Genomic DNA, 21482 nt, shown 5'->3' on the forward strand with positions numbered 1-21482 from the left:
TGGAGTGGCTATAAGAAAGTGGCAGCCAGTGGCGTTGTGTGGCAGTATTTGGCTGATTACTATTTCTGACCTCTTTGGCGTTTGCGTTTCTTCTTCATCTTGTTAGCAAAATCCAATTCTTCATAATCCTCGCCCTGGGCTTCGGGTAGCAAACCGCCCAATGCTTCAATCAAACCGTCTTCGTGTTTTTCCGTAGTTAAGAAATCGAACAAATGGTGTGCTTCTTCCGCAGGAAGATCCGCATCATTTGATGTGGATATTTTGGGTTGCTGTAAAGCAGGTTCTTTTATCTCCGGTTTGATGTTATTGTTCCAATAATCATTAAAGACATTGGCAGAAAGTTCCTTTGCTAAGCGTGAACCGTTCCAAACCGTTTTAGAATTATGGTCTATAAAAGTCATTCCGTAAATGCGACCTGTATCATTCCGGCGTACCACTACGTTAATGCCCTGTTCAGCCAATTGCTTTTTGAAAGCCTGCTCATCGCTCGTTGTTTTCAGGGCAATGGTAGCGGCAGCTTTTAGGGTTTGCTTGCTTGGGTGGTCTTTTAAAGCTGTTTTGCATTTCGCAAAATGCAATTCCAAAGCAGGTAGCCCTGCGCCCTTGCCGAAGAGGGAAGCCTTAAACGGATGCCCGGCTCTTTCGCCTTTTTCATTTAATGGAATGTACAATAAACCCTGCTGCATTTTTCCCTGCAATTCTCCTTCGATTTTCTCGGCGGTAATATTGAAAAGAGATAGCAAGGCATTGTATTCGCCCAAACTTTGGTACTGGTAATAGTTCGGCAGGTGTCGGACTACCGAAGCGATTTGGCTTTTTACATCGCCTGCCCTATAATCTACCGGACGGAAAACCTTATCATTCTGATTGCGCTCTTTATCTGTTGCGGGTATCAACCCGTGTTTTTTTTCCAACTCCCGGCACAGGTTCATAGACCGCATTTTCTCGAACTTATCCGAAATTTTTTTGCCCTGCTCATCAACACAAACCGATACAATATGGATGTGGCTGCGGTCAATATCGGTGTGTTTGAATACTACAAAAGGCTGTTCGCCGTAACCCATTTCACGCATATATTCCTCTGCTATTTCCCGAAATTTATCATCGCTTACCTTGTCATTCGGGTCGGGGTTGAGCGAAATATGCAAAGTATGTTTCTCGGTATTTCGGTTGGCAATCAGATAGGGCGCAAAAGATTGGGCTAATTGTGCAACGGAATAATGCCCGTTAGCGGTTTCAATTATCTTATTGGCGAACAAAATTTGTCCGTTTTCATTTTCTACTTTGAGCTGATTGTACGCCAATGCTCCGTATAAATTCCCGCTTCTGCCAATCTTTGCTATCATTTCTACCGCTATTTTTTGAGGTATTTTGCATCAAATTCCTCGCTCATCTGAATGATTTTTTGACAGAGCATCGCCATTTCAGCCGTTTGTTTTTCCAGTTTGTACAGGAATGCTGCGGCTTTTTTCTCCGAAAAATTCTTGTACAACAGCTTTACAATTTGGTTGTAGTTCACGCCTATGGAACGGAACTGGCTGTGAAAAGAGGTCAGCCGCATATAAAAATCAACTGTTCCTTTGTCAATCTGAATGGTCTTTATGGTCTTGTCAAAGATGCAGGACGTAATAAAATGCGCCTTTACCTGCATACCTGATTTGTCAAAAAGAGCAAGAAAACGGGCGTGTTCCTGCTCGTTAAAGGAAATCGTGTATCGGATGTTCGCCGGGTCTTTTTTCGGGCGGCGTCCGGTCTTCTTCTGTTGCTTATTGTTATTATCATTCATCACTAATCCATTTTAAATCCATACAAAACCCTGACTTCGGAAGGTGTTTTCTGCCCCTGCAAAGGGCAAGTTGTTTTGAGCATCGGAAATCATTCCGAGATGCTCAAAACACAACTTGCCGTGTTCCGTTGAACACAAAAATCCGTCCGCCAAAAAAGGCGGAACCGGATTAAATGTAACAGGGAAAAACGGCTCGATGCCGTTCCCGTTACCCTCCGATTTGTCAAAAGTCTTTTGCATAAATCCGTTAATAAAAATTATTGTACAAAGTAAAGCCCTGTTTACGAAAGCATTGTGCTGTATAGCAGTGCCAAACACTGCCTTTGAACGCCAAACACTGCCACATTGATAAACTCCTTTGTTTATCTCTTTTTATTTGTACCAACAAAAGGAAGTAAGTGTATAGATAGTTATGCAGGTAACAACATAAGTACCTAACTACCGAAGTAAGTAATCAAGCAAACAGGTACATAGAAAAGTACCTGTTCAGATACCTGTTTATGTTGTTCTGTATGCACAAGTGCAAGTATTCAGGTAAGTAGGTCTGCTTGTACATATCTACTTATCTGCCTACCGATGTAGGCGTGTATTCAAGTACATAGATAGGTTGGTCTATGGGTAAATAATTACGTACGTAAATAAATCGGTGCATAGCAACATACTTAAATACAGAGGTGTCTATCTGCGGACATAAGCATTTACGCATATAGGTAATGGAGTATATAAATAATTAAATAAATAGAGATATGAGTACAAAACACAAAACAGTATTTATCGCCTTTTCTTCTCAAAAAGGCGGTGTCGGCAAAAGTACATTCACCACACTTGCTGCAAGTACCCTGCATTATCGTTTAGGTTATAATGTAGCCGTATTTGATACGGATTTTCCACAGCACAGCCTGATGAAAATGAAAGAACGTGACCTTAAAATGGTAATGGGAAACGAAGCCCTGAAGAAACAGGCGTATAATCAATTTATGACCATAAACAAAAAGGCGTATGAGATTATACAGCACGGGGCTGATAGTGTATTAGAAAAAGCCCAGGAATATGTAAACGCTTCTCCTGTTCCGATTGATGTTATATTCTTCGATTTACCCGGAACCGTGAACACACCCGGCATTCTTAAAGCGTTGGCAGGAATGCACCACATTTTTACTCCCATCACGGCAGACCGTGTGGTAATGGAAAGTACGCTTGTTTTTACACAACTTTTAAAGGACGTGATTATGAAACAAGGTGAAACTTCCATTAAAACAATTAACCTGTTTTGGAACCAAGTGGACGGCAGGGAAAGTACACCATTATATGAGGTATATAACAGCCTTATCCGCCAATTAGGATTAAGCCTGATGCAGAGCCAAATCAAGAGCAGTACACGCTTTCGTAAAGAAAGCGAAGTGAACAGCAAAACCGTTTTCCGCTCCACGCTATTGCCTCCCGACGAACGGTTGATGAAAACCTGTCAGTTAAACCTGTTTATGAACGAATTTTTAAAAATCATTCAATTATAAGCCCTATGGAAAAAGGAAACAAGAAAAGGGTTACTCCCGATATAAACGAAGAACTTATGATGAGCCTTATGGTGGATGGTATCAAAAAGGATGGCATAAAACTACCTCCTGAGCCCGTAAAAGAACCCAAAAAGGAAAGTGAAGTTGAGGAAACAAAACAACAGGCTGACCGAAACAAAGTCACGGTTAGAGAAAAGAACAGAACAAGGCGAAACGCTGAAACCGATTACGAAAATATCTTTTTCAAAAAAACCGACACCAATGCCCGTGACGGAAAAACGGTCTATATACGACCGGAATTTCATGAAAAGCTGACACGCATTATTCAGGTGATTGGCGAAGATAAGATTAGTATATACGCTTATCTGGACAATCTGCTGGACTACCATTTTCAGGAATTTGGCGAACAGATTACCAAGAGCTATAACGACAAGTATAAACCCATTTAATAATTGGAGATATGGAAAAGAGCAATAAAGCGACCAGAGCAAAGAAGACAAACAAATCGTATTCTTCTAAATTCCTTAAAAGGAACACACTGAAAGGAAGAGGCGATAAATCTATTTATGTCCGTCCCGAATACCACGAAAGGCTTACCCGGATAGTGAAGATTATCGGTGCGGGAGAAATCCCACTGTACGCCTATTTGGATAATATCTTAAAGCACCATTTTGAGTTGCATTCCGAAGAAATTCTCGAAGATTATAACAAGAATAATAAACCTATTCTATAAAGTATTTGATTATGAAAAATTTATTTAAGAAAAAGGCACAACATAAAAGCACCGCACAATATAGTGCCAGGTTTTTAGCCAATCGGTTTCCGTCCGGTCGTAACGGTAAGGTCGTTTACATACGTCCCGAATACCACGAAAGATTGCTCCGTATTGTACAAGTAACAAGGGAGGAAAAAACAACGCTCTACTCATACATTGACAATATTCTTGAACACCACTTCAAGGAGTTCGGGGAAGATATTACAGATTATTTCAACGACCATTTTAAACCCATTTTGTAGCTATGGAAATAGTAATTGTGATATGCCTACTGATAGTCATTGTCCTGCTATTGCAGGATAAGATTGTCATTCATAAAAGGTCGAAACAAGAACCTCCGCAGAAGAAAGCCAATCCGAACCTGCCCGATATTATGGGGCAACCAAAACCCGTAGAACGCCTTTCAGTGCCAAACACTGCCAATGAACGCCAAATTCAGGAACCGGAGATAAACCCTGCTAATTTAGACATTGAATACGACGAAAATGAAAGCGTAGGTATTCAAATTCCGCAGGAAGAGCTGGACGAAGTTTTCAGAAATATACCTGATTTGGAAGAAGAGGAAGAAGAATGGAACAGGTACGGAATATCCGGTGGCGATGACGGTTTTGCCCAAGGGGTTACCTTTGAAGAACTAAGCTCCGTGGGGGTGTTGCTCCAAAAAGAAGAATTGGAACCAGCCCAAAAGGAAACAGCGATAGCAATAGTTCAAAAAATACAGGGAACCGAATTATTCAGCCTATTGGAAAATTCTATGGAAGATGCTTCCCGAAGAATAGCCGAGCTTTTGGATAGTACCCTTTCATCTGAAACGGAAGCCGGTTCTTCCACTTTGCGGAAAAGTGATTTGAGTGATTTTGACATTGGGGAGTTTGTGTAAAAAAATAGAAGATTTTAAATGAGCCTGAAATTTAGTTTTTCAGGCTCAATTTTTTCTCACTCATTTCGCCAACTTCAATATTCTGTATGCCCCCCTTGCCACAACTAAGAATACAATAGCTCCGATAATCAAATCGGGATAGCTTGAATTGAGCCAATGAACCAAAAGCCCTGCAACGATAACACCCGAATTGATAATAACATCGTTTGATGTAAAAATCATAGTTGCCTGTATGTGGGCTTCTTTGCTTTTGTTCTTTTGCAACAGGTAAAGACAAAATATATTTGCCATTAGTGCCAAAACAGAAACGATAATCATAGTTTGAAAATCGGGCATTTTTTCAAAGCCTAAAAAACGCCTGATAACTTCAACAAAACCAATAACAGCCAATAGGATTTGAAAGTACCCTGCAAATTTGGCGATGTTGTTTTTCCTTGCTATTGTTCCACCCACAGCGAATAAAGCCAAAGCATAAACGATACTGTCCGCAAGCATATCCAAACTATCAGCTACCAAACCCATTGAATTGGAAAAAATGCCAAACACCATTTCCAATCCAAAGAAAACGAAATTAATAATCAGTACAGTCCAAAGTAGTTTCCGTTGGTTATTATTTGTATCTGTTTCAAAAATTGCATTGCTTTCTTCAGTTGAAATCAATGTAGTATTCAGGTTTAGTGTTCCCAAAGCCGTTAAAATCGGGTCGGGATTTCCATTGTGATAAACGTTCAGCTTTCTGTTTGGAATATCAAACTCTAATGATTTTACCGTATCAAAGTTTTGCAGTTTCATACGGATTAACTGCTCCTCACTTGGGCAATCCATTTTTGTAATATTGAATATTGTTTTGTTCATCTTTTAAAGTTTAAATTTTATTCCTCCGTTAATTACAAATCCGTCCAATGGTGCATAAATATCTTTAAAAACAGGGTTGGTTATAGTACCTGTATAAATGTTATCAAAACGTGTCTGTCTTGTATCAAGGAAGTTTTCAAAGTTGATATATAAAGAAAATCTTTCCCAAATCTTTTCAGCCATAAAGCCACATGTCCAATAATCGTTTCCTATTGTTCCGTCATTGAGCTTTTGCGGACTGAAATAATAGGCTTCTAAACCAATCTTCCATTTATCCTCAATTTCATACATCAGTACAGAGTTAATACGGTGTTTTGGGGTTAATGGATTTTCGGTAGTTGTTCCGTTTTCAATCAATCGGGTATCGGTAAAGGTGTAGCCCAGAAACAGTTTCAAATCATCATATCCTATTTTTACGTTGGTTTCTGTTCCTTTAGTATGTATGTAGCCCGATGAATTGATGAACTGATAAAGATTAGCAGATGGATTTTGAAGCAACAAAGGATTATCCAGATAAGTATAAAAAAACAATTGGTTTATGCTGAATGTCCAATCATCGCCTATATTAGTACGGTAGTTGATGTCTGCATTTGCTCCGTAGCTCCTTTCTAATTTATTGGTTTTATCGTTAATAGGCATTACGTTTTGATATTGTATGCGTTCGCTTTCTTCGGTAAAAATGGTTGGTGTTTTGTAGCCAAATCCGCCCCCGACACGTGAAGTCAATCCATTTGCAATCTTAAACAATGCCGATACTCTTGGCAAAAAAACAGCTCCATAATCAATCACATAATCCGTCCTTAAACCTGCTTCCAATTGAAGCCAATCGGTAGCCTTAAAAGAATTTTGAACGAAAGCCCCGAATGTGGTATGAGTATAATCCCTCAACGGAAATGCAGTAATCTGTTTTTCTTTAAAATTATCAGTCCAAATATTAACGCCTGTTACCCATTCCGATTTTTCTTTGCTGTGCGTATAGCTTGCTTCCGTAAAAGTAGCGGTCTGCGTTCCCTCAAATTCGTAATTCGGAATAGCCGTATTGCGGTTAAAATAACTTACGCTGTTTTTGAATTGTACAAAACTGTTTTCGTTTACAGTATGGTCAAAAACAAATTGAGTGGAATAACGCTGTGTTTTGTTTTCTTCAAAATATTGATGGGTGTTATCTCCTTTGCCTTTGATGTAGAGCATATCGCCACCCAAACGGTTTTCAATGGTGGTATTGATACCAAAGTTCATTTTTGTTTTATCATTGAAGTAAACAAATAATTTAGGGTTCAGTACATACCTTTCAAATTGGGGAATGGCAGAAAGCCCGATTTGTGCAGGGTCGTAAGCTCCGTTGCGATTGTGCGAAGCAAATATTGTCGTTCCGATTTTCTTAAACTTCTGTCCGTAAAAACCGTTGATGTCTAAACCTCTGCCCGATGTTCCGTTTAAATGAAAGCGTAAATCCCTTTCTTCCGTTGGTGTTTTGGAAATCAGATTGACCAGACCTGCTATTGCTCCACCACCATACAGCGTGGAAGTTGAACCTTTGATAACTTCCACCTGCTTTAAGTCAAGGGGTGGGATTTGCAACAAACCTAACCCACTTGAAGCACCCGAATAAATCGGGAAACCGTCTTTTAAGATTTGCGTATATCGTCCGTCAAGCCCTTGAATACGAATACTTGCGTTGGCACTTGTGGGCGATGTGGTTTGTACATGAATACCTGTACTCTCACTCAAAAGCATACGAATATCCCCTGCTTTCATATTGCCTTTTTCGTCCAATTCTTCACCTCCGATAAATTCAATTCTTGTAGGGATATTTTGGATAGTTCTTGTACTTCTTGTTGATGAAATAACGATTTCTTCCAAATCTTCCGATTGTTCAGAAAGTAGGATTTCAATCGGGGTTGTATCTTTTAACGGAAAATTAAAGCTGTCGGTACGTTGGGCAAAACCAACATAACTAAATTGAATTTCCTGCAAACCGTTTGGAATACCTGTTAATATGATTTGTCCGTTTTCATCTGAAGTTGTTGCGATTGTAGTTCCCGTAACCTGTGCGGTTACGCCCATTAAAAGCTCTTTTTTTTCACTGTCTTTAATTACAGCTTTGAACGTATTTTGTGCATATACACAAAGGTTTAGTGCCATAAAAAATGACACAATAAGTATTTTTTTCATTGTAAAAATGATGCTTAATATGAATAAATGGATTATAGCGGTGCTAAGCACCGCAGGAAATAAACTGTGCTGAAAGCACTAGATATTAAACAAGCTGTGGGGGATGCCAAACGGAAAAGGGAAAATCAGAAACAGGCGGTGTTGGCATTGTTCCTAATTTTCTTTGCGGTTCTTTTACTGAATGTGTAACCGAAAAATGAAAAGTAATTAAAACAAATCCCGTACAGGTATTACAGCTAAAAAATGGCGAACAACAACCCTTATTGCAATCTTGGTCTTCCTGTCCGTTTTGTCCTTGCTCGGTTGTATGCTCCTGCATACATTTATCCTCAATAAAAGTCGGTACTGCTGATAACAGCAATACATAAACGGCTAATATTAAAGATATAAATTTCATTTTGCGAAGATAGTAAATAAACATTGTCCAATAAATATATATCCTCTTTTTTTCATCTCTATAACGCCACCCACCGCCAAACAATTCCACTGACTGCCACTTTCTTATAACGCTCTAATTTCTGAAACACCTTTGTCCCGAAAGCCCGCAAGGTGCGGGATAACAATAACAAATTAATGTGTTTCAGTTATGGAAAAACAGAGAAAAAAAGTTTTGCTGGCAGCCGTGGCTATGCTGTCAGGAATTGGTGCTTTCGCACAGGGAAACGGTACAGCAGGTATCAACGAGGCTACCCAAATGGTAACGTCTTATTTCGACCCCGCAACCCAATTAATCTACGCCATAGGTGCAGTAGTCGGGTTAATCGGAGGCGTTAAGGTGTACAACAAATTCAGTTCGGGCGACCCCGATACATCCAAAACTGCGGCAAGCTGGTTTGGTGCGTGTATCTTTTTAATCGTGGCAGCTACCATCCTGCGTTCATTCTTCCTTTAATCCTTTGCTTTATGAACAATTACAACATAAACAAAGGCATCGGGAGAACGGTGGAATTTAAAGGTTTGAAAGCGCAATACCTTTTCATCTTCGCTGGCGGACTACTCGGTACGCTCATCTTCGTGATGATACTGTATATGGCAGGCGTAAACTCTTACATCTGCCTGTTTCTCGGAGCAGGCAGTGCTTCGCTGATTGTGTGGCAGACCTTTTCGCTGAACAGGAAATATGGTGAACACGGATTAATGAAAATAGCTGCTAATAAAAGGCATCCCCGCTACATCATCTGCCGCAAGCCTATACACCGCTATTTAAAATTCACTCCTAAATCGAATGTCCTATGAGAAACGTTGCAAAAACTACAACGCTGGAAAACAAATTTCCGTTGTTGGCAGTAGAAAACAACTGTATTCTTTCCAAAGATGCAGATATTACCGCTTGCTTTGAAGTGCGTTTGCCGGAACTGTTTACGGTCGCTTCTGCGGAATATGAAGCCATTCATTCCGCTTGGCACAAGGCTATCAAGACCTTGCCTGATTTTACAGTTATTCACAAACAGGATTGGTATATTAAGGAAAGCTATGCGCCCAATTTGGCAATCGAAGACCAGAGCTTTTTATCGAAGTCTTACCAACGTCATTTTAATGAGCGACCGTTCCTAAACCATTACTGCTACCTCTTTTTAACTAAGACAACTAAAGAGCGTATGAGTATGCAAAGTAATTTTTCATCGCTTTGCAAAGGTTCGCTGATGCCAAAGGAAATCAGGAACAAGGAAACGATACACCGCTTTATGGAAGCGGTGGCACAGTTTGAACGTATCGTAAACGATAGCGGTTTCATAACCCTGAAACGTCTTACCGAAGATGACATTATCGGAACGGACGAAAAACAGGGATTATTGGAACAGTACCTTACGCTATCAAGGGAAGCTGGAACACCGATGCAGGACATCGCTCTCGGAACGGAAGAAGTCCGTATCGGGAACAAAAGGTTGAGCCTGCACACCTTGTCCGATACTGACGATTTACCCGGAACGGTATCGGCTGATACCCGTTTTGAAAAGCTATCTACCGACCGAAGTGATTGCCGTTTGTCATTCGCCGCACCTGTGGGCTTGTTGTTAAACTGCAACCACATTTACAACCAATATTTGTTTTTGGATAACAGCGAAGCCAATCTACAAAAGTTTGAGAAGTCCGCAAGGAATATGCACTCACTGGCTCGTTACAGCCGTGCCAACCAAATCAACAAAGAGTGGATAGAAAAGTACCTCAATGAAGCACATTCGTTTGGTCTATCTTCCGTAAGGGCACACTTCAACATTATGGCGTGGTCGGAAGACCCTACTGAACTGAAACAGTTGAAGAATGATTGCGGTAGTGCTTTGGCTTTAATGGAATGCAAGCCACGTCATAACACTACAGACGTAGCTACTTTGTATTGGGCAGGAATGCCGGGCAATGCTGGCGATTTTCCGAGTGAGGAAAGCTTTTACACGTTCATAGAGCCAGCTTTGTGCTTTTTTACAGAAGAAACCAATTACCATAATTCACCATCGCCATTCGGGATAAAAATGGCTGACCGATTAACGGGGAAGCCTATCCATTTGGATATTTCAGATTTGCCGATGAAACGTGGAATTATTACCAATCGTAATAAGTTCATACTCGGCCCATCAGGTTCTGGTAAATCTTTCTTCACAAACCATATGGTACGACAGTATTACGAACAAGGCGCTCACGTTTTGCTTGTTGACACTGGTAATTCTTATCAAGGATTATGCGAACTCATTAAAGGTAAAACCAAAGGCGAAGACGGTGTTTACTTCACCTATACCGAAGATAATCCGATTGCTTTTAATCCTTTCTATACCGATGATGGCGTGTTCGATATTGAGAAGCGTGAAAGCGTCAAGACTTTGATATTGACCCTTTGGAAACGTGATGATGAACCACCAACTCGCTCAGAAGAAGTAGCATTATCAAATGCTGTATCAGGCTATATCGAACGCATCAAACAAGAAGATGTTTACCCATCATTCAACGGCTTCTATGAGTATGTAAAAGGCGATTACCGAAAGGTACTCGAAGAAAAACAGGTAAGGGAGAAAGACTTTGACATTGCCAATTTCCTGAACGTACTCGAACCCTACTACAAAGGTGGTGAGTATGATTATCTGTTAAACTCTGATAAGCAGTTAGACTTGTTGAGTAAGCGTTTTATCGTATTTGAAATTGATGCGATTAAAGACCACAAAATCCTCTTTCCCATAGTTACCATTATCATTATGGAAGTCTTCATTAACAAGATGCGTAGGCTGAAAGGTATTCGCAAACTCATCTTAATTGAAGAGGCTTGGAAAGCCATTGCCAAAGAAGGAATGGCAGAATACATCAAGTACCTCTTTAAGACTGTTCGCAAATTCTTCGGAGAAGCGATTGTCGTAACGCAAGAGGTCGATGATATTATCCAATCGCCCATCGTCAAAGAAAGTATCATCAATAACTCTGACTGTAAAATCCTCTTAGATCAACGCAAGTATATGAACAAGTTCGATGATATACAGGCGATGTTGGGGCTTACAGATAAGGAAAAAGGGCAGGTACTTTCTATCAATATGAACAACGATGCAAGCCGACTTTACAAAGAGGTTTGGATAGGCTTAGGTGGTACGCACTCGACAGTCTATGCCACCGAAGTTAGTTTGGAGGAATACCTTGCTTACACCACCGAAGAAACCGAAAAAATGGAAGTGATGCAGCTTGCTGCTGAACTGGACGGCAATGTAGAACTCGCCATCAAGCATATCGCAATGCAAAGGCGTGACAAAATAAATCAATAATCAATTAACATTTTAAAATTTAGAAGCAATGAAAAAAATCTTTTTTACAGTGTGTACGGCATTAATGCTCGCCGTAGCACCGTCAGCTAAAGCCCAATTTGTAGTAACTGACCCTGCAAATCTGGCATCAGGAATTATCAACAGTGCGAACGAAATCATACAGACTTCTTCCACCGTGAGCAATGTGGTAAAGAACTTCAACGAAGTGAAGAAAGTGTACGACCAGGGCAAGGAATATTACGATAAGCTGAAAGCTATCAACAACCTTGTGAAAGATGCCCGTAAAGTACAGCAAACCGTATTGTTGGTAGGCGATGTGTCCGAAATATATGTTCAGAACTTTGGAAAAATGATGAACGACCCCAATTTTACACCACAGGAATTGGTTGCAATCGGCAACGGTTATTCGGCACTGCTCAATGAAAGTACCGAACTGCTGAAAGAATTGAAGCAGATTATAACCTCGTCAAGTCTTTCCCTGAACGATAAAGAACGTATGGATGTAATTGACCGTGTGTACAAAGAAGTTAAGGATTACCACAGCCTTGTTCGCTACTACACGAATAAGAACATTTCTGTAAGCTATCTAAGAGCGAAAAAGAAAAACGACGCACAGAGAGTGCTTGAACTCTACGGAACTTCTAACCAAAAATACTGGTAAAAATGGAATGGGATAATCTTCACGAACTCCTTCGTTCACTTTACGATGATATGATGCCACTTGCTGGTGATATGGCGGCTGTGGCTAAAGGATTGGCTGGATTGGGTGCGTTGTTCTATGTAGCATTAAAGGTTTGGCAGGCTTTAAGCCGAGCCGAGCCTATCGATGTGTTTCCGTTACTGCGTCCATTCGCTCTGGGTCTTTGTATAATGTTCTTTCCAACCATCGTGTTGGGAACCATTAATGCAGTATTAAGCCCGGTAGTTACAGGAACTCACGCCATACTCGAAGACCAGGTGCTTGACCTCAACCAACTCCAGCAACAGAAAGACCAATTGGAATACGAAGCAATGGTACGAAATCCCGAAACCGCCTATATGGCATCAGACGAAGAGTTTGATAAAAAACTGGATGAATTAGGATGGTCGCCTTCCGATGTTGGTACAATGGCAGGAATGTATATGGACAGGCAAGCCTACAAGATAGAGAAAGCAATAAAGGATTGGTTTCGCAATTTATTGGAAATACTCTTTCAGGCGGCGGCTTTAGTTATTGATACCATACGAACATTTTTCCTGATAGTCCTTTCGATACTGGGGCCAATAGCTTTTGCTATTTCCGTTTGGGACGGATTTCAGTCAACGCTCACGCAATGGATCACGAGGTATGTAAGTGTTTACCTGTGGCTTCCTGTTTCCGATTTGTTCAGTTCGATGTTGGCAAGAATACAATCCCTCATTTTAGAACGGGATATAGCAATGCTTGCCGATCCAACTTACATACCCGATACGAGCAATACGGTGTACATCATCTTTATGATTATCGGTATCGTTGGCTACTTCACAATTCCAACAGTAACAGGTTGGGTAATCCAAGCCGGAGGTGCAGGAAACTTTACTCGTAATGTAAATCAAACAGCGATGAAGGCAGGAAACCTTGCAGGTGCTGGTGCAGGATCTACAGTAGGAAACATCGGCGGTAAACTGATGAATAAATAACAATAAATCATTAAAAAAAATGGAATTTAAAACGCTAAGAAATATCGAAAACAGCTTTAGGCAGATAAGACTATATGCCATTGTGTTTGCGGTTCTCTGCATTGGCGTGGTAGGATATGCCGTATGGCAGTCCTACCGCTTTGCAGAAGAACAACGCCAAAAAATCTATGTATTGGATAACGGCAAATCTTTGATGCTTGCCTTATCGCAGGATGCGAGCATCAACCGACCTGTGGAAGCAAGAGAACACGTTAGAAGGTTTCACGAACTGTTCTTTACACTTGCTCCCGACAAAAACGCTATAGAAAGCAATATGAGCAGGGCATTCAATCTTGCTGACAAAAGTGCCTTCGACTACTATAAAGACTTGTCGGAAAAAGGCTATTACAGTCGTATTATATCAGGAAATGTACAGCAACGCATCGAAGTAGATAGTGTGGTCTGCAATTTCGATACCCATCCTTATGCGGTACGAACCTATGCAAAACAATTCATCATTCGGTCAAGCAATGTAACCAGACGTAACTTGATTACTTCCTGCTACCTAGTCAACTCCGTTCGCTCTGACAACAACCCACAAGGCTTCAATATCGAAAAATTTGCAGTCGTGGAAAACAGGGATATAGAAGTCATCGAACGCTAAAAAATAATCTTATGGAAGTATTATCAGATTTAAACACGTTCGCAAAAATCCTTACAGAAAAAGGATATAACGGCTATTTCCATACGCAGGGTGCGTATGCCGGAAAGCTGAAAGAAAGCATCAGCGATTACCTTGAAAGTTACCAAAAAGGTACAGACAGTTTACCCAAACAGGATTTATTGTTGACAGGCTATCTGCAATGGTTGGGAGAAGACAAGCCCCGTGTAGAATGCAGTATGTGGGTAAAGTACCTGAACGGCAAATTCTCATTGAGCCGAATGGAAATAGCCAAGAAAGACAGCTTTGGGCAACTGCTTAAAAAATCGGAATTGACAAACCTTTCAATCATATCTGCACCCAAATTAACTGAAGCGATCGCACTGGTCAATGATGAACAGAAACAAAATCTGGGCTCAAGTTCAAAACGGTTCAAGCTCTAACATCAGAAATAATAAGAATATGAAAAAACTAAGAGCAAATATGGACACGTATTTTGACAAGCTTGATGAACGTTGGCAGACGTTACCAGTACGCAAACAGCACCAATATACCCTGTGCTTTTTTGTGGGATATCTACTGCTTACCGCAGGTGTAATTTTCAAAGTCTGGTACGATACAAAGTCTGGAAACGATATGATCATAGAGCATATCGAAAACCCTGTCCTCAAAAAAAATGGAAGTCCTGCAAGATTGCAGGATAGTGTATCAACAATTTTAAAAAATAAAATTTATGAAAGAAAATGAGAACAAAAAGTCAGTTGTTCGGGTAACAGAAGGTAATCCGTCTGCAACTGCTGATGTGTTACAAGACGGCACACAGAATAATAAGGAGAAGCTCAAAAAGCCCTTAATTTTCGGCTTAATGGCGATTGTTTTCGTGGGTTGTATGTACCTCATATTTAAACCATCCGAAGACAAAAAGACAATTGAAAATGTAGGGCTGAACGATGCGGTACCAGAGGCTACTGGAACTGGAATGCCTGCCGACAAAGGCAAGGCGTATGAACAGGAAATGCTCGAACGCAAAGAGCAGGAAAAACGCAATGCATTGGCTACACTTTCAGACTACTGGAATACAGAAGACAAAGAAGAGCCAACCGACGAACCGTTTAATGAAGAAGAGGAAAACAACAGCTTTGGCGGTAGTGGAAGAAATTCGGCAAGAAGCAGTAATCCTGCTTTGAACAGCTATCGAAATAGCCAAAGCGCATTGAGTTCCTTTTATCAAGATGATAACGCTGAAACAATGGAACTGCGTAAGCAGGTGGACGAATTGAAAGAAAAATTATCAGAAAAGGGTGTGCCACCTGTGGCCACAGTTGATGACCAATTGAAGCTAATGGAGAAATCTTATGAAATGGCAGCAAAATATCTTCCGAAGAATGAAAATTCCGAGAACGGTACTCCTGCCAATGGTACTGTTCCGGTTGCTGTTAGTGCTGCTGGTACTAACCAAAAAGAGCATTTTGTATCGTTTACGCCTACAAGAAAAAATGCCGTATCAGCCCTGTACCGTGAACCATCGGACAGTGCTTTTTTAGCAGATTGGAGCGAAACAAAGAACCGTGGGTTTTATACCGCTGGTTCTGTGGAACAAATGGCACAACCCAAACACAGTATCAAAGCCTGTGTACACGATGCCCAAACAGTAGTTGGCGAAACAGGTGTGCGTTTACGATTATTAGAGCCTGCAAAAACACCGAGCCGTACCATTCCAAAAGGAACGATTTTAACGGCTAATGCGAAATTTCAGGGAGGGCGTTTACAACTAAAAGTTACCTCGATAGAACTGGAGGGCAATATCATCCCAGTAGATATAACCATTTACGATTTGGACGGACAGCAAGGCTTGTACGTTCCTTATTCGCCCGAAATGAATGCCCTTACCGAAATGGCAGGCAATATGAGCCAGACAGGAGGAACAAGCGTAATGCTCACGCAAAATGCTGGACAGCAAGTTGCCGCAGACCTTAGTCGTGGTGTGGTACAGGGAATTTCGGGCTATTTTGCTAAAAAGGTAAGAACCCCAAAAGTTACGCTGAAAGCAGGACATCAGGTCTTCCTTGTATCTAAACAATAATGTTGAATTCAAATAAATAAAACAATGAAACCTGTTCCGTGCAGCGGAACACGCTTCATTACCATTAAAAATTAAATATTAAAGACAATGAAAAATCATTTAAAAACCTTTTGGGCAATTGCCCTGATACTCGGCTTTGCCGTACAATCTTTTGCACAAGACAGCATCAGAACTCCGCTTGCATTAGGCAAGATAGAACCGTATAAAATGGAAGTTACCTACGATAAAACTTCGCACTTGATTTTTCCGACCGCTATCCGTTATGTGGATTTGGGAAGCGAATATCTGATTGCAGGAAAAGCAGAAGATGCAGAAAACGTGTTGCGTGTAAAAGCAACGGTAAGGGATTTTGAACCAGAAACCAATTTTTCGGTCATTACCAATGACGGACGTTTTTACAGTTTCAATGTATATTACAGTTCCTATCCCGAGGCATTGAGTTATGACCTGCTCACAATGCAAAAGGCAGTAGACAAAGCCAATGGAAACGATGTGCTTCTTGAAGAGTTGGGCAATAATTCGCCTTCGCTGGCAGGATTGCTTTTGGAAACGATTTACAAAAATGATAAGCGTATTGTAAAGCATATTGGGGCAAAGAGTTTCGGTATTCAGTTTATCCTTAAAGGTATTTACATTCACAATGGCAAATATTATTTCCATACGGAATTGAGAAATAAAACCAATGTGCCTTTCCAGATTGATTTTATCAATTTCAAAGTAGTAGATAAAAAGGTAGCCAAACGTACAGTTGTACAGGAACGCCCGATGATACCATTACGCACTTACAAACCTTTGGACGAGATTGGCGGGAAACTAACCGAACAAAACGTGTTCCTGTTAGACCAATTTACCATTGCCGATGACAAGGTACTGTTGATTGAGATTTTCGAGAAGAACGGTGGCAGACATCAAACTTTGCAGGTAGAAAATTCGGATTTGATAAAAGCTCGTTTGATAAACGATATGCACCTAAAATTTTAATAACCTTTTAATGCAATAATATGAAAAAGTATATCTATACCGTGATGTTCATTTTGATGACCATCACGGTTACACAGGCACAAAGAATGCTCCCAAAACAGAAAGGACTGGAAGTAAGTACAGGTGTAGTATCCAACGATAAAATCGGTAACGATTATTATATCAATCTTGGTATGACCATAAACGGTAAAAACGGTAACTATCAGCTTTGGGCATTGGAATACACGCACCAATACCACGACTATAAAGACCTCCGCATACCGCAGGAAACTTATACTGCCGAAGGCGGTTACAGTTTCTTCCTTTTGGGCGATGCTCGTAAAAACATTACGCTGAACTTCGGAATAACAGGTGTAGTCGGTTACGAAAGCATCAATCGTGGCGAAGCGATGTTGTATGACGGAGCAAAGATTTTGAGCGAGGATAACTTCATCTACGGAGCTGGTGGACGGCTCACTCTTGAAACATATCTATCAGACCGTTTTGTGTTAATCCTACAAGGACGCACAAAGGTATTTTGGGGTACGGACTTAGAGCAATTCAGACCATCCGCAGGTGTGGGACTAAGGTTTAATTTTTAATACATAAAACAATGATAGCAATATTCAATAAATTCAGAATAGGATTAAGCTCAATATATGTACTCTTGGCAATCCTAACAGCTTCGGTTTCTTTGGTATCTTGTAGCACAGATGATGAGCTCGAAATACAGAACGATTTTCCTTTTGAGGTAAATGTGATGCCGGTTCCCAAAGATATAGCCAATGGGCAGACGGTAGAAATACGCATTGCCATACAGCGAACAGGCAATTACAGCAACACACAGTATTTTCTTCGCTATTTCCAATTTGACGGACAAGGCACGTTGCGGTATTACGATGAGCAACCATATTTACCGAACGATTTATACCCATTACCGACAGATCAGTTTCGATTGTACTATACTTCAACATCTGCCGTTTCGCAATCCTTTGATGTTTGGATTTCGGACAGCTTTGGAAATAAAAAACAGATAAGTTTTCAGTTTAATAGTGCTGATTAAAAACAATGAAATCCTGCCACAAAAAGCAGGATTTCTCTTTTTAAGGGATATTAAAACTGTTTTTTTTGTAAATTTAAAAGGTAAATTTTAAGTGTTTTGTTATGGTCGCATCATTAGTTATAGGAATAATATTTTTGGTTGCTGGTTTAGGGCTTAGATACTGGATTAACCGTAGAAAATTTTACAGGCGAAGCCCAATGGGAGCTGAGGGCTTTTCATCTTATGAAAGTTCGGTTTTCATTAAATTGATTGAAAAGTTTGGTAAATGGGTAGCTTATGCACTGATTATTTTTGGACTTTTGTCATTATGGGTTTATTCTCGTGAGAAAAAAGAAAAACAGCAGTCAGAAGTAAGAACTGAGCAACCTGCACAACGCTGATCAAATTTTCTTGTTTTACTTTAAGTACTAGCTTTTTCGTTTGTACTGTATGATAACATTTTCTATTTACTACTTTTTTTATAATTTAAGACATCGCCACTCTTTTTAGAGAGGAGCTCACTTTACTGAACTCAATATCTGCAAAATCTTTTTCTGCTTTTTCCTGAACATCAATATCTTTGGTATTTAAGATAGCAGACATATATTTTAGCTTTCTTTTTACATTTTCCAATAAATCCGACCATTTCATTATCCATATTTCAATATTTTTATTTTCATTCCTAAAATAGAAGTAAGGATTGTCTTCATTTCTTTGATTACCTTTTATTTGAAATTCTGCATCAGAATTAATCTTTGAGCTAATCAATAAAATTTTGTAATGAATATTTGAACTTGAAGCATCAAGTTTTTCGATTTCTCTGGCATACTTCATTACTTGCTCAATTTCTTTTGGGCTAATTTTTACTTTTGGGGCTTTTAATTCAACAACTAAAACTTCTCTTCTTTTAGCGTCTAAAACCCGTTCATTATACATAAATAGGTCAGTAATAGATTTTACCGGTTTTTCATCAATGACATTTATGTTATCTCCATCTTTTGATGGTTTAAATATTAAGCAATCGTCTCTTAATTGAGTTAGATTTTTTTCTAAATTTTTATCTGACAATAGTTTGGTACTTTCGGAATACTCTTCTCCAAAAACCCATAACATCCTTTCTAAAAACTTATGAAGTTCTTTTCGTTCTTTCACATTTTTAGATATTTCGCTATAAACAAGTTTTTCAAGAAATTCAATATCTTCAATTTTCGAAGCAACTTTATCAGAAAATTCAACAATATTATCTAAATCGGTTTTTTCCAATAAATCCGAGAATTTAGAAATCATTTTGTTGTTTAATTTTAGAACGCTTCTTAAAATATTATTCAATTCTCCATTGGAAATTGTTCTATCTATAAGCGGATATATGATTTCTCTTAATTGATTATTATCTTTTAAAATATGGTATTTATCTTCCACTAAATATGCTAACTTATCAAAGAGTATAACTTTTGATTTTGAGCTTGCCCGTTCTTTATATGGATAATAATCGTCATTTTTAAGGTTGTCAGAAAAATTGTCAAACTCAAAGTTTCTGTCCTTGAAGAATGTGTTTAATTTGTCTTTAATAAATTCTCTTACTTTTCTCCAATCTGGGTCTAAATCATCTAAATCTATGTTTCTATAAATATCAGATGAGAGCGTAGATGAAGATACATAAATAAACCATCCTCCTATTTTTGGGCTCAACCAACTGGCATCATACTCCAGACTTCCTGCTATTGTATTTAGACCAGCATTTTGTGCAGTTAAAAAAACTTTTATTTTATCCATTTTCTTAATCTGCATAAAATCAAAAAGAACTTTGTGTTCTTTGCCTTTAGTGTCAGTATAAGTCTTGGCTAGTTTTATAGGTTTGTCAATTACGAAATCATTAGGGTTTAAAGCTTTACCATTAATGTGAAATGTAACTTCTTTGTTGAAAATTTTTAAAGGGTATCTCTCAAAAATAGCATCTGAAATATTATCTTTAAGAAATTTATCAATTATTTTCTTTTTTGGTTCATTTTCTGTTGTCGTATGTGGATACAAATTTGAAATAGTTACTTTGTAGTAAGTATTATGATTATTTCCTTTTAGAATATTTTCTTTTGTCGCTAACTCAATTTCAGAAACATTGATGTTTTTACCAAAACTATTAAATGATAACGGAATGTATGTTTCAGTAAAAGTATTTTCTTCTTGTGAATATCCAATAGTTTCAATTTCGATTTCTTGTCCAATTTGAAAACTGGCAAATCTTCCAATTCCTTTTCCGCCATCTTTATTTGCTGTTCCAATATCCAATAATTTTTTTTCGATATCAGACATATGAACTCCGTTACCATCATCTTTTACTGATATTTTTTTGATTAAAAGAGGATGTATTTCAGTTTCTAAAGTGTAATCTATGTCGATCCAAATGTTTTTACTCTTTGCTTGAATTGAGTTGTTTAATAGTTCGCAAAAAGCAGTGAATGTGCTGATGTAATTAGCAAATAATTCATTGACTAATCTTGAGTTTGTCGTAAGTTTTCTATTCATAGTTTCTTGCTAGGTATTTTTTGGTTATACTTGCTATTAAATTCTCAAACATACAAAATGTAAAATTTGTATGTTTAACGGCAAAATTACTTTCTCCAAATCTACAAAATAAATTGTTTCTAAATTGTTGTTCCAGTGACAAATACTACCTTTCAACGACAATCAATACAACATTTCACAAGCCTTTACAAATAATTGATAAATTCGACTTCCACAGCAAAATTGAGCAGATTATGGAAGTTATCGCAATACAAAAATCCGCATTGGATGGAATGACAAATGAACTGAAAGCACTTTTGGAATTGACCGAAAATGCCACAATGAAATACATTTCAATTTTCAAAGAAGAAAAATGGCTAGATAACCAGGAAGTTTGTTTGATGATGAAGATTACTAAACGGACTTTGCAGACCTACAAGGACAAAGGGCTGTTACCTTATTCCAAACTGAACCGCAAGAATTATTATAAACTCTCGGACGTACGGGCTTTGCTCGAAGCTGGACAGCCGTACAATACCAATGATAATGGATTTACTGACGAATGATAATGAAGAAATCATTTCCCATCAAGAAATGATTTTGATATTGAGAGACCGTATTGAAAATATATTAAAAAACTATCGTCCCGTAATGAATGGAGAAATTTATTTGTCGGGCGAAGATGTATGCAAACTGTTACACATTAGCAAACGCACTTTACAGCAATATCGTGATGATAATATCCTGCCGTATATTCAGATTGGTGGCAAAATTATTTATAAGGAAACAGATTTGATGACAATATTGGAGCAGAATTATATCAATCACAAAACTAATTCAGACTAAGCTTTTTTATTGCATTAATACATCTAAT

26 protein-coding genes and 1 pseudogene are annotated in these 21482 nt (G+C 38.9%); 20 read left to right on the forward strand and 7 right to left on the reverse strand.

All coding sequences use genetic code 11. The features are described from left to right. Positions 1 to 59 precede the first annotated feature (59 nt). Genes mobB through NQQ59_RS20540 form a run of 3 tightly spaced genes read right to left on the reverse strand, consistent with a single transcriptional unit; the run spans position 60 to position 2026 of the window. Positions 60 to 1346: a conjugal transfer protein MobB gene (gene mobB, locus NQQ59_RS20530; RefSeq protein WP_066440843.1), complete on the reverse strand. Its 1287-nt coding sequence runs from the start codon at positions 1344 to 1346 to the stop codon at positions 60 to 62. Between the two features lie 8 nt (positions 1347 to 1354). Then, a complete protein-coding gene (gene mobA / locus NQQ59_RS20535) occupies positions 1355 to 1786 on the reverse strand; it encodes a conjugal transfer protein MobA (protein WP_066440844.1) in 432 nt (143 codons plus the stop codon). Between the two features lie 12 nt (positions 1787 to 1798). Beyond that, positions 1799 to 2026, reverse strand: a complete 228-nt coding sequence (locus NQQ59_RS20540) for a hypothetical protein (protein WP_257698425.1) — start codon at positions 2024 to 2026, stop codon at positions 1799 to 1801. Positions 2027 to 2532: 506 nt separating this feature from the next. Here NQQ59_RS20540 and NQQ59_RS20545 point away from each other — a divergent pair. The 5 genes and pseudogenes from NQQ59_RS20545 (at position 2533) to NQQ59_RS20565 (ending at position 4955) form a co-directional block, all read left to right on the forward strand. Beyond that, entirely contained in the window at positions 2533 to 3300 is a 768-nt protein-coding gene (locus tag NQQ59_RS20545; RefSeq protein ID WP_034867773.1) for a ParA family protein, read from the forward strand. A gap of 5 nt (positions 3301 to 3305) precedes the next feature. Beyond that, positions 3306 to 3749: a DUF3408 domain-containing protein gene (locus NQQ59_RS20550; protein ID WP_034867772.1), complete on the forward strand. Its 444-nt coding sequence runs from the start codon at positions 3306 to 3308 to the stop codon at positions 3747 to 3749. A gap of 11 nt (positions 3750 to 3760) precedes the next feature. Beyond that, positions 3761 to 4033: a DUF3408 domain-containing protein gene (locus NQQ59_RS20555; protein WP_052114627.1), complete on the forward strand. Its 273-nt coding sequence runs from the start codon at positions 3761 to 3763 to the stop codon at positions 4031 to 4033. Positions 4034 to 4059: 26 nt separating this feature from the next. Further along, positions 4060 to 4317: pseudogene (locus NQQ59_RS20560) on the forward strand (DUF3408 domain-containing protein); the annotation flags it as partial. A gap of 2 nt (positions 4318 to 4319) precedes the next feature. Next, positions 4320 to 4955 (forward strand): conjugal transfer protein TraD, encoded by a 636-nt coding sequence (locus tag NQQ59_RS20565; protein ID WP_156309097.1) that lies wholly within the window; start codon positions 4320 to 4322, stop codon positions 4953 to 4955. Between the two features lie 60 nt (positions 4956 to 5015). Here the strand turns inward: NQQ59_RS20565 and NQQ59_RS20570 are convergent, their stop codons facing one another. From NQQ59_RS20570 to NQQ59_RS20580, 3 genes are all read right to left on the reverse strand, one after another. Then, positions 5016 to 5810 carry a cation transporter gene (locus tag NQQ59_RS20570; RefSeq protein ID WP_026706462.1) on the reverse strand — a complete coding sequence of 265 codons (795 nt, stop codon included), beginning with the start codon at positions 5808 to 5810 and terminating at the stop codon, positions 5016 to 5018. 3 nt (positions 5811 to 5813) lie between these two features. Then, on the reverse strand, positions 5814 to 7985 hold the full coding sequence (locus NQQ59_RS20575) for a TonB-dependent receptor (RefSeq protein WP_026706463.1): 2172 nt from the start codon (positions 7983 to 7985) through the stop codon (positions 5814 to 5816). A gap of 85 nt (positions 7986 to 8070) precedes the next feature. Next, a complete protein-coding gene (locus NQQ59_RS20580; protein WP_026706464.1) occupies positions 8071 to 8382 on the reverse strand; it encodes a hypothetical protein in 312 nt (103 codons plus the stop codon). Positions 8383 to 8571: 189 nt separating this feature from the next. Between NQQ59_RS20580 and NQQ59_RS20585 the strand changes: the two genes are divergently transcribed. The 13 genes from NQQ59_RS20585 to NQQ59_RS20645 all read left to right on the forward strand — a co-directional run bounded on the left by NQQ59_RS20585 (position 8572) and on the right by NQQ59_RS20645 (position 18507). After that, positions 8572 to 8877, forward strand: coding sequence for a DUF4134 domain-containing protein (locus NQQ59_RS20585; protein ID WP_026706465.1), 306 nt, complete (start codon positions 8572 to 8574; stop codon positions 8875 to 8877). Between the two features lie 11 nt (positions 8878 to 8888). Beyond that, on the forward strand, positions 8889 to 9221 hold the full coding sequence (locus NQQ59_RS20590; RefSeq protein WP_257698426.1) for a DUF4133 domain-containing protein: 333 nt from the start codon (positions 8889 to 8891) through the stop codon (positions 9219 to 9221). Then, positions 9218 to 11722, forward strand: coding sequence for a TraG family conjugative transposon ATPase (locus tag NQQ59_RS20595; RefSeq protein ID WP_257698427.1), 2505 nt, complete (start codon positions 9218 to 9220; stop codon positions 11720 to 11722). Before NQQ59_RS20590 ends, NQQ59_RS20595 begins: the two co-directional genes overlap by 4 nt. Before the next feature lie 28 nt (positions 11723 to 11750). Continuing rightward, a complete protein-coding gene (locus NQQ59_RS20600; RefSeq protein ID WP_037438479.1) occupies positions 11751 to 12383 on the forward strand; it encodes a DUF4141 domain-containing protein in 633 nt (210 codons plus the stop codon). Between the two features lie 2 nt (positions 12384 to 12385). Beyond that, complete coding sequence (gene traJ, locus NQQ59_RS20605) at positions 12386 to 13381, forward strand: conjugative transposon protein TraJ (protein ID WP_002978255.1); 996 nt, start codon at positions 12386 to 12388, stop codon at positions 13379 to 13381. A 19-nt stretch (positions 13382 to 13400) separates the two neighbouring features. Next, entirely contained in the window at positions 13401 to 14024 is a 624-nt protein-coding gene (gene traK, locus NQQ59_RS20610; protein ID WP_002978256.1) for a conjugative transposon protein TraK, read from the forward strand. Positions 14025 to 14035: 11 nt separating this feature from the next. Continuing rightward, positions 14036 to 14464 carry a hypothetical protein gene (locus NQQ59_RS20615; RefSeq protein ID WP_156309101.1) on the forward strand — a complete coding sequence of 143 codons (429 nt, stop codon included), beginning with the start codon at positions 14036 to 14038 and terminating at the stop codon, positions 14462 to 14464. A 19-nt stretch (positions 14465 to 14483) separates the two neighbouring features. After that, complete coding sequence (locus tag NQQ59_RS20620; RefSeq protein WP_156309102.1) at positions 14484 to 14768, forward strand: nitrogen regulatory IIA protein; 285 nt, start codon at positions 14484 to 14486, stop codon at positions 14766 to 14768. Further along, positions 14755 to 16104, forward strand: coding sequence for a conjugative transposon protein TraM (gene traM / locus NQQ59_RS20625; protein ID WP_219071564.1), 1350 nt, complete (start codon positions 14755 to 14757; stop codon positions 16102 to 16104). The genes NQQ59_RS20620 and traM overlap by 14 nt, the downstream gene beginning before the upstream one ends. Before the next feature lie 87 nt (positions 16105 to 16191). Further along, positions 16192 to 17085: a conjugative transposon protein TraN gene (traN, locus tag NQQ59_RS20630; protein WP_219071563.1), complete on the forward strand. Its 894-nt coding sequence runs from the start codon at positions 16192 to 16194 to the stop codon at positions 17083 to 17085. Positions 17086 to 17105: 20 nt separating this feature from the next. Continuing rightward, positions 17106 to 17666: a conjugal transfer protein TraO gene (locus tag NQQ59_RS20635; protein WP_219071562.1), complete on the forward strand. Its 561-nt coding sequence runs from the start codon at positions 17106 to 17108 to the stop codon at positions 17664 to 17666. 11 nt (positions 17667 to 17677) lie between these two features. Continuing rightward, positions 17678 to 18127: a DUF3872 domain-containing protein gene (locus NQQ59_RS20640; RefSeq protein ID WP_219071561.1), complete on the forward strand. Its 450-nt coding sequence runs from the start codon at positions 17678 to 17680 to the stop codon at positions 18125 to 18127. A 101-nt stretch (positions 18128 to 18228) separates the two neighbouring features. Further along, positions 18229 to 18507, forward strand: a complete 279-nt coding sequence (locus NQQ59_RS20645; protein ID WP_219071560.1) for a molybdenum ABC transporter permease — start codon at positions 18229 to 18231, stop codon at positions 18505 to 18507. A gap of 85 nt (positions 18508 to 18592) precedes the next feature. Here the strand turns inward: NQQ59_RS20645 and NQQ59_RS20650 are convergent, their stop codons facing one another. Beyond that, positions 18593 to 20629, reverse strand: a complete 2037-nt coding sequence (locus tag NQQ59_RS20650) for an ATP-binding protein (RefSeq protein ID WP_219071559.1) — start codon at positions 20627 to 20629, stop codon at positions 18593 to 18595. A 233-nt stretch (positions 20630 to 20862) separates the two neighbouring features. On the opposite strand from NQQ59_RS20650, the gene NQQ59_RS20655 reads away from it, so the two are divergent. Together NQQ59_RS20655 and NQQ59_RS20660 are read left to right on the forward strand one after the other, a co-directional pair. After that, positions 20863 to 21174 carry a helix-turn-helix domain-containing protein gene (locus tag NQQ59_RS20655; RefSeq protein ID WP_135834316.1) on the forward strand — a complete coding sequence of 104 codons (312 nt, stop codon included), beginning with the start codon at positions 20863 to 20865 and terminating at the stop codon, positions 21172 to 21174. Next, positions 21155 to 21454 (forward strand): helix-turn-helix domain-containing protein, encoded by a 300-nt coding sequence (locus NQQ59_RS20660; protein ID WP_049038341.1) that lies wholly within the window; start codon positions 21155 to 21157, stop codon positions 21452 to 21454. The genes NQQ59_RS20655 and NQQ59_RS20660 overlap by 20 nt, the downstream gene beginning before the upstream one ends. The last annotated feature ends 28 nt before the right edge of the window (positions 21455 to 21482 follow it).

The sequence above is a fragment of the Flavobacterium panacis genome (genome assembly GCF_024649945.1).
In the GTDB taxonomy this organism is placed as follows: domain Bacteria; phylum Bacteroidota; class Bacteroidia; order Flavobacteriales; family Flavobacteriaceae; genus Flavobacterium; species Flavobacterium panacis.

What these genes read in the sequence shown, in the direction of transcription:
- NQQ59_RS20570 (WP_026706462.1), bottom strand. Translation starts at nt 5,810, where the DNA reads ATGAACAAAACAATATTCAATATTACAAAAATGGATTGCCCAAGTGAG.
- NQQ59_RS20660 (WP_049038341.1), top strand. Translation starts at nt 21,155, where the DNA reads ATGGATTTACTGACGAATGATAATGAAGAAATCATTTCCCATCAAGAA.
- mobB (WP_066440843.1), bottom strand. Translation starts at nt 1,346, where the DNA reads ATGATAGCAAAGATTGGCAGAAGCGGGAATTTATACGGAGCATTGGCG.
- NQQ59_RS20575 (WP_026706463.1), bottom strand. Translation starts at nt 7,985, where the DNA reads ATGAAAAAAATACTTATTGTGTCATTTTTTATGGCACTAAACCTTTGT.
- NQQ59_RS20545 (WP_034867773.1), top strand. Translation starts at nt 2,533, where the DNA reads ATGAGTACAAAACACAAAACAGTATTTATCGCCTTTTCTTCTCAAAAA.
- NQQ59_RS20555 (WP_052114627.1), top strand. Translation starts at nt 3,761, where the DNA reads ATGGAAAAGAGCAATAAAGCGACCAGAGCAAAGAAGACAAACAAATCG.
- traK (WP_002978256.1), top strand. Translation starts at nt 13,401, where the DNA reads ATGGAATTTAAAACGCTAAGAAATATCGAAAACAGCTTTAGGCAGATA.
- NQQ59_RS20615 (WP_156309101.1), top strand. Translation starts at nt 14,036, where the DNA reads ATGGAAGTATTATCAGATTTAAACACGTTCGCAAAAATCCTTACAGAA.
- traN (WP_219071563.1), top strand. Translation starts at nt 16,192, where the DNA reads ATGAAAAATCATTTAAAAACCTTTTGGGCAATTGCCCTGATACTCGGC.
- NQQ59_RS20635 (WP_219071562.1), top strand. Translation starts at nt 17,106, where the DNA reads ATGAAAAAGTATATCTATACCGTGATGTTCATTTTGATGACCATCACG.
- NQQ59_RS20580 (WP_026706464.1), bottom strand. Translation starts at nt 8,382, where the DNA reads ATGAAATTTATATCTTTAATATTAGCCGTTTATGTATTGCTGTTATCA.
- NQQ59_RS20585 (WP_026706465.1), top strand. Translation starts at nt 8,572, where the DNA reads ATGGAAAAACAGAGAAAAAAAGTTTTGCTGGCAGCCGTGGCTATGCTG.
- NQQ59_RS20565 (WP_156309097.1), top strand. Translation starts at nt 4,320, where the DNA reads ATGGAAATAGTAATTGTGATATGCCTACTGATAGTCATTGTCCTGCTA.
- NQQ59_RS20650 (WP_219071559.1), bottom strand. Translation starts at nt 20,629, where the DNA reads ATGAATAGAAAACTTACGACAAACTCAAGATTAGTCAATGAATTATTT.
- NQQ59_RS20645 (WP_219071560.1), top strand. Translation starts at nt 18,229, where the DNA reads ATGGTCGCATCATTAGTTATAGGAATAATATTTTTGGTTGCTGGTTTA.
- NQQ59_RS20590 (WP_257698426.1), top strand. Translation starts at nt 8,889, where the DNA reads ATGAACAATTACAACATAAACAAAGGCATCGGGAGAACGGTGGAATTT.
- NQQ59_RS20655 (WP_135834316.1), top strand. Translation starts at nt 20,863, where the DNA reads ATGGAAGTTATCGCAATACAAAAATCCGCATTGGATGGAATGACAAAT.
- NQQ59_RS20595 (WP_257698427.1), top strand. Translation starts at nt 9,218, where the DNA reads ATGAGAAACGTTGCAAAAACTACAACGCTGGAAAACAAATTTCCGTTG.
- mobA (WP_066440844.1), bottom strand. Translation starts at nt 1,786, where the DNA reads ATGAATGATAATAACAATAAGCAACAGAAGAAGACCGGACGCCGCCCG.
- traJ (WP_002978255.1), top strand. Translation starts at nt 12,386, where the DNA reads ATGGAATGGGATAATCTTCACGAACTCCTTCGTTCACTTTACGATGAT.
- NQQ59_RS20620 (WP_156309102.1), top strand. Translation starts at nt 14,484, where the DNA reads ATGAAAAAACTAAGAGCAAATATGGACACGTATTTTGACAAGCTTGAT.
- NQQ59_RS20640 (WP_219071561.1), top strand. Translation starts at nt 17,678, where the DNA reads ATGATAGCAATATTCAATAAATTCAGAATAGGATTAAGCTCAATATAT.
- NQQ59_RS20540 (WP_257698425.1), bottom strand. Translation starts at nt 2,026, where the DNA reads ATGCAAAAGACTTTTGACAAATCGGAGGGTAACGGGAACGGCATCGAG.
- traM (WP_219071564.1), top strand. Translation starts at nt 14,755, where the DNA reads ATGAAAGAAAATGAGAACAAAAAGTCAGTTGTTCGGGTAACAGAAGGT.
- NQQ59_RS20550 (WP_034867772.1), top strand. Translation starts at nt 3,306, where the DNA reads ATGGAAAAAGGAAACAAGAAAAGGGTTACTCCCGATATAAACGAAGAA.
- NQQ59_RS20600 (WP_037438479.1), top strand. Translation starts at nt 11,751, where the DNA reads ATGAAAAAAATCTTTTTTACAGTGTGTACGGCATTAATGCTCGCCGTA.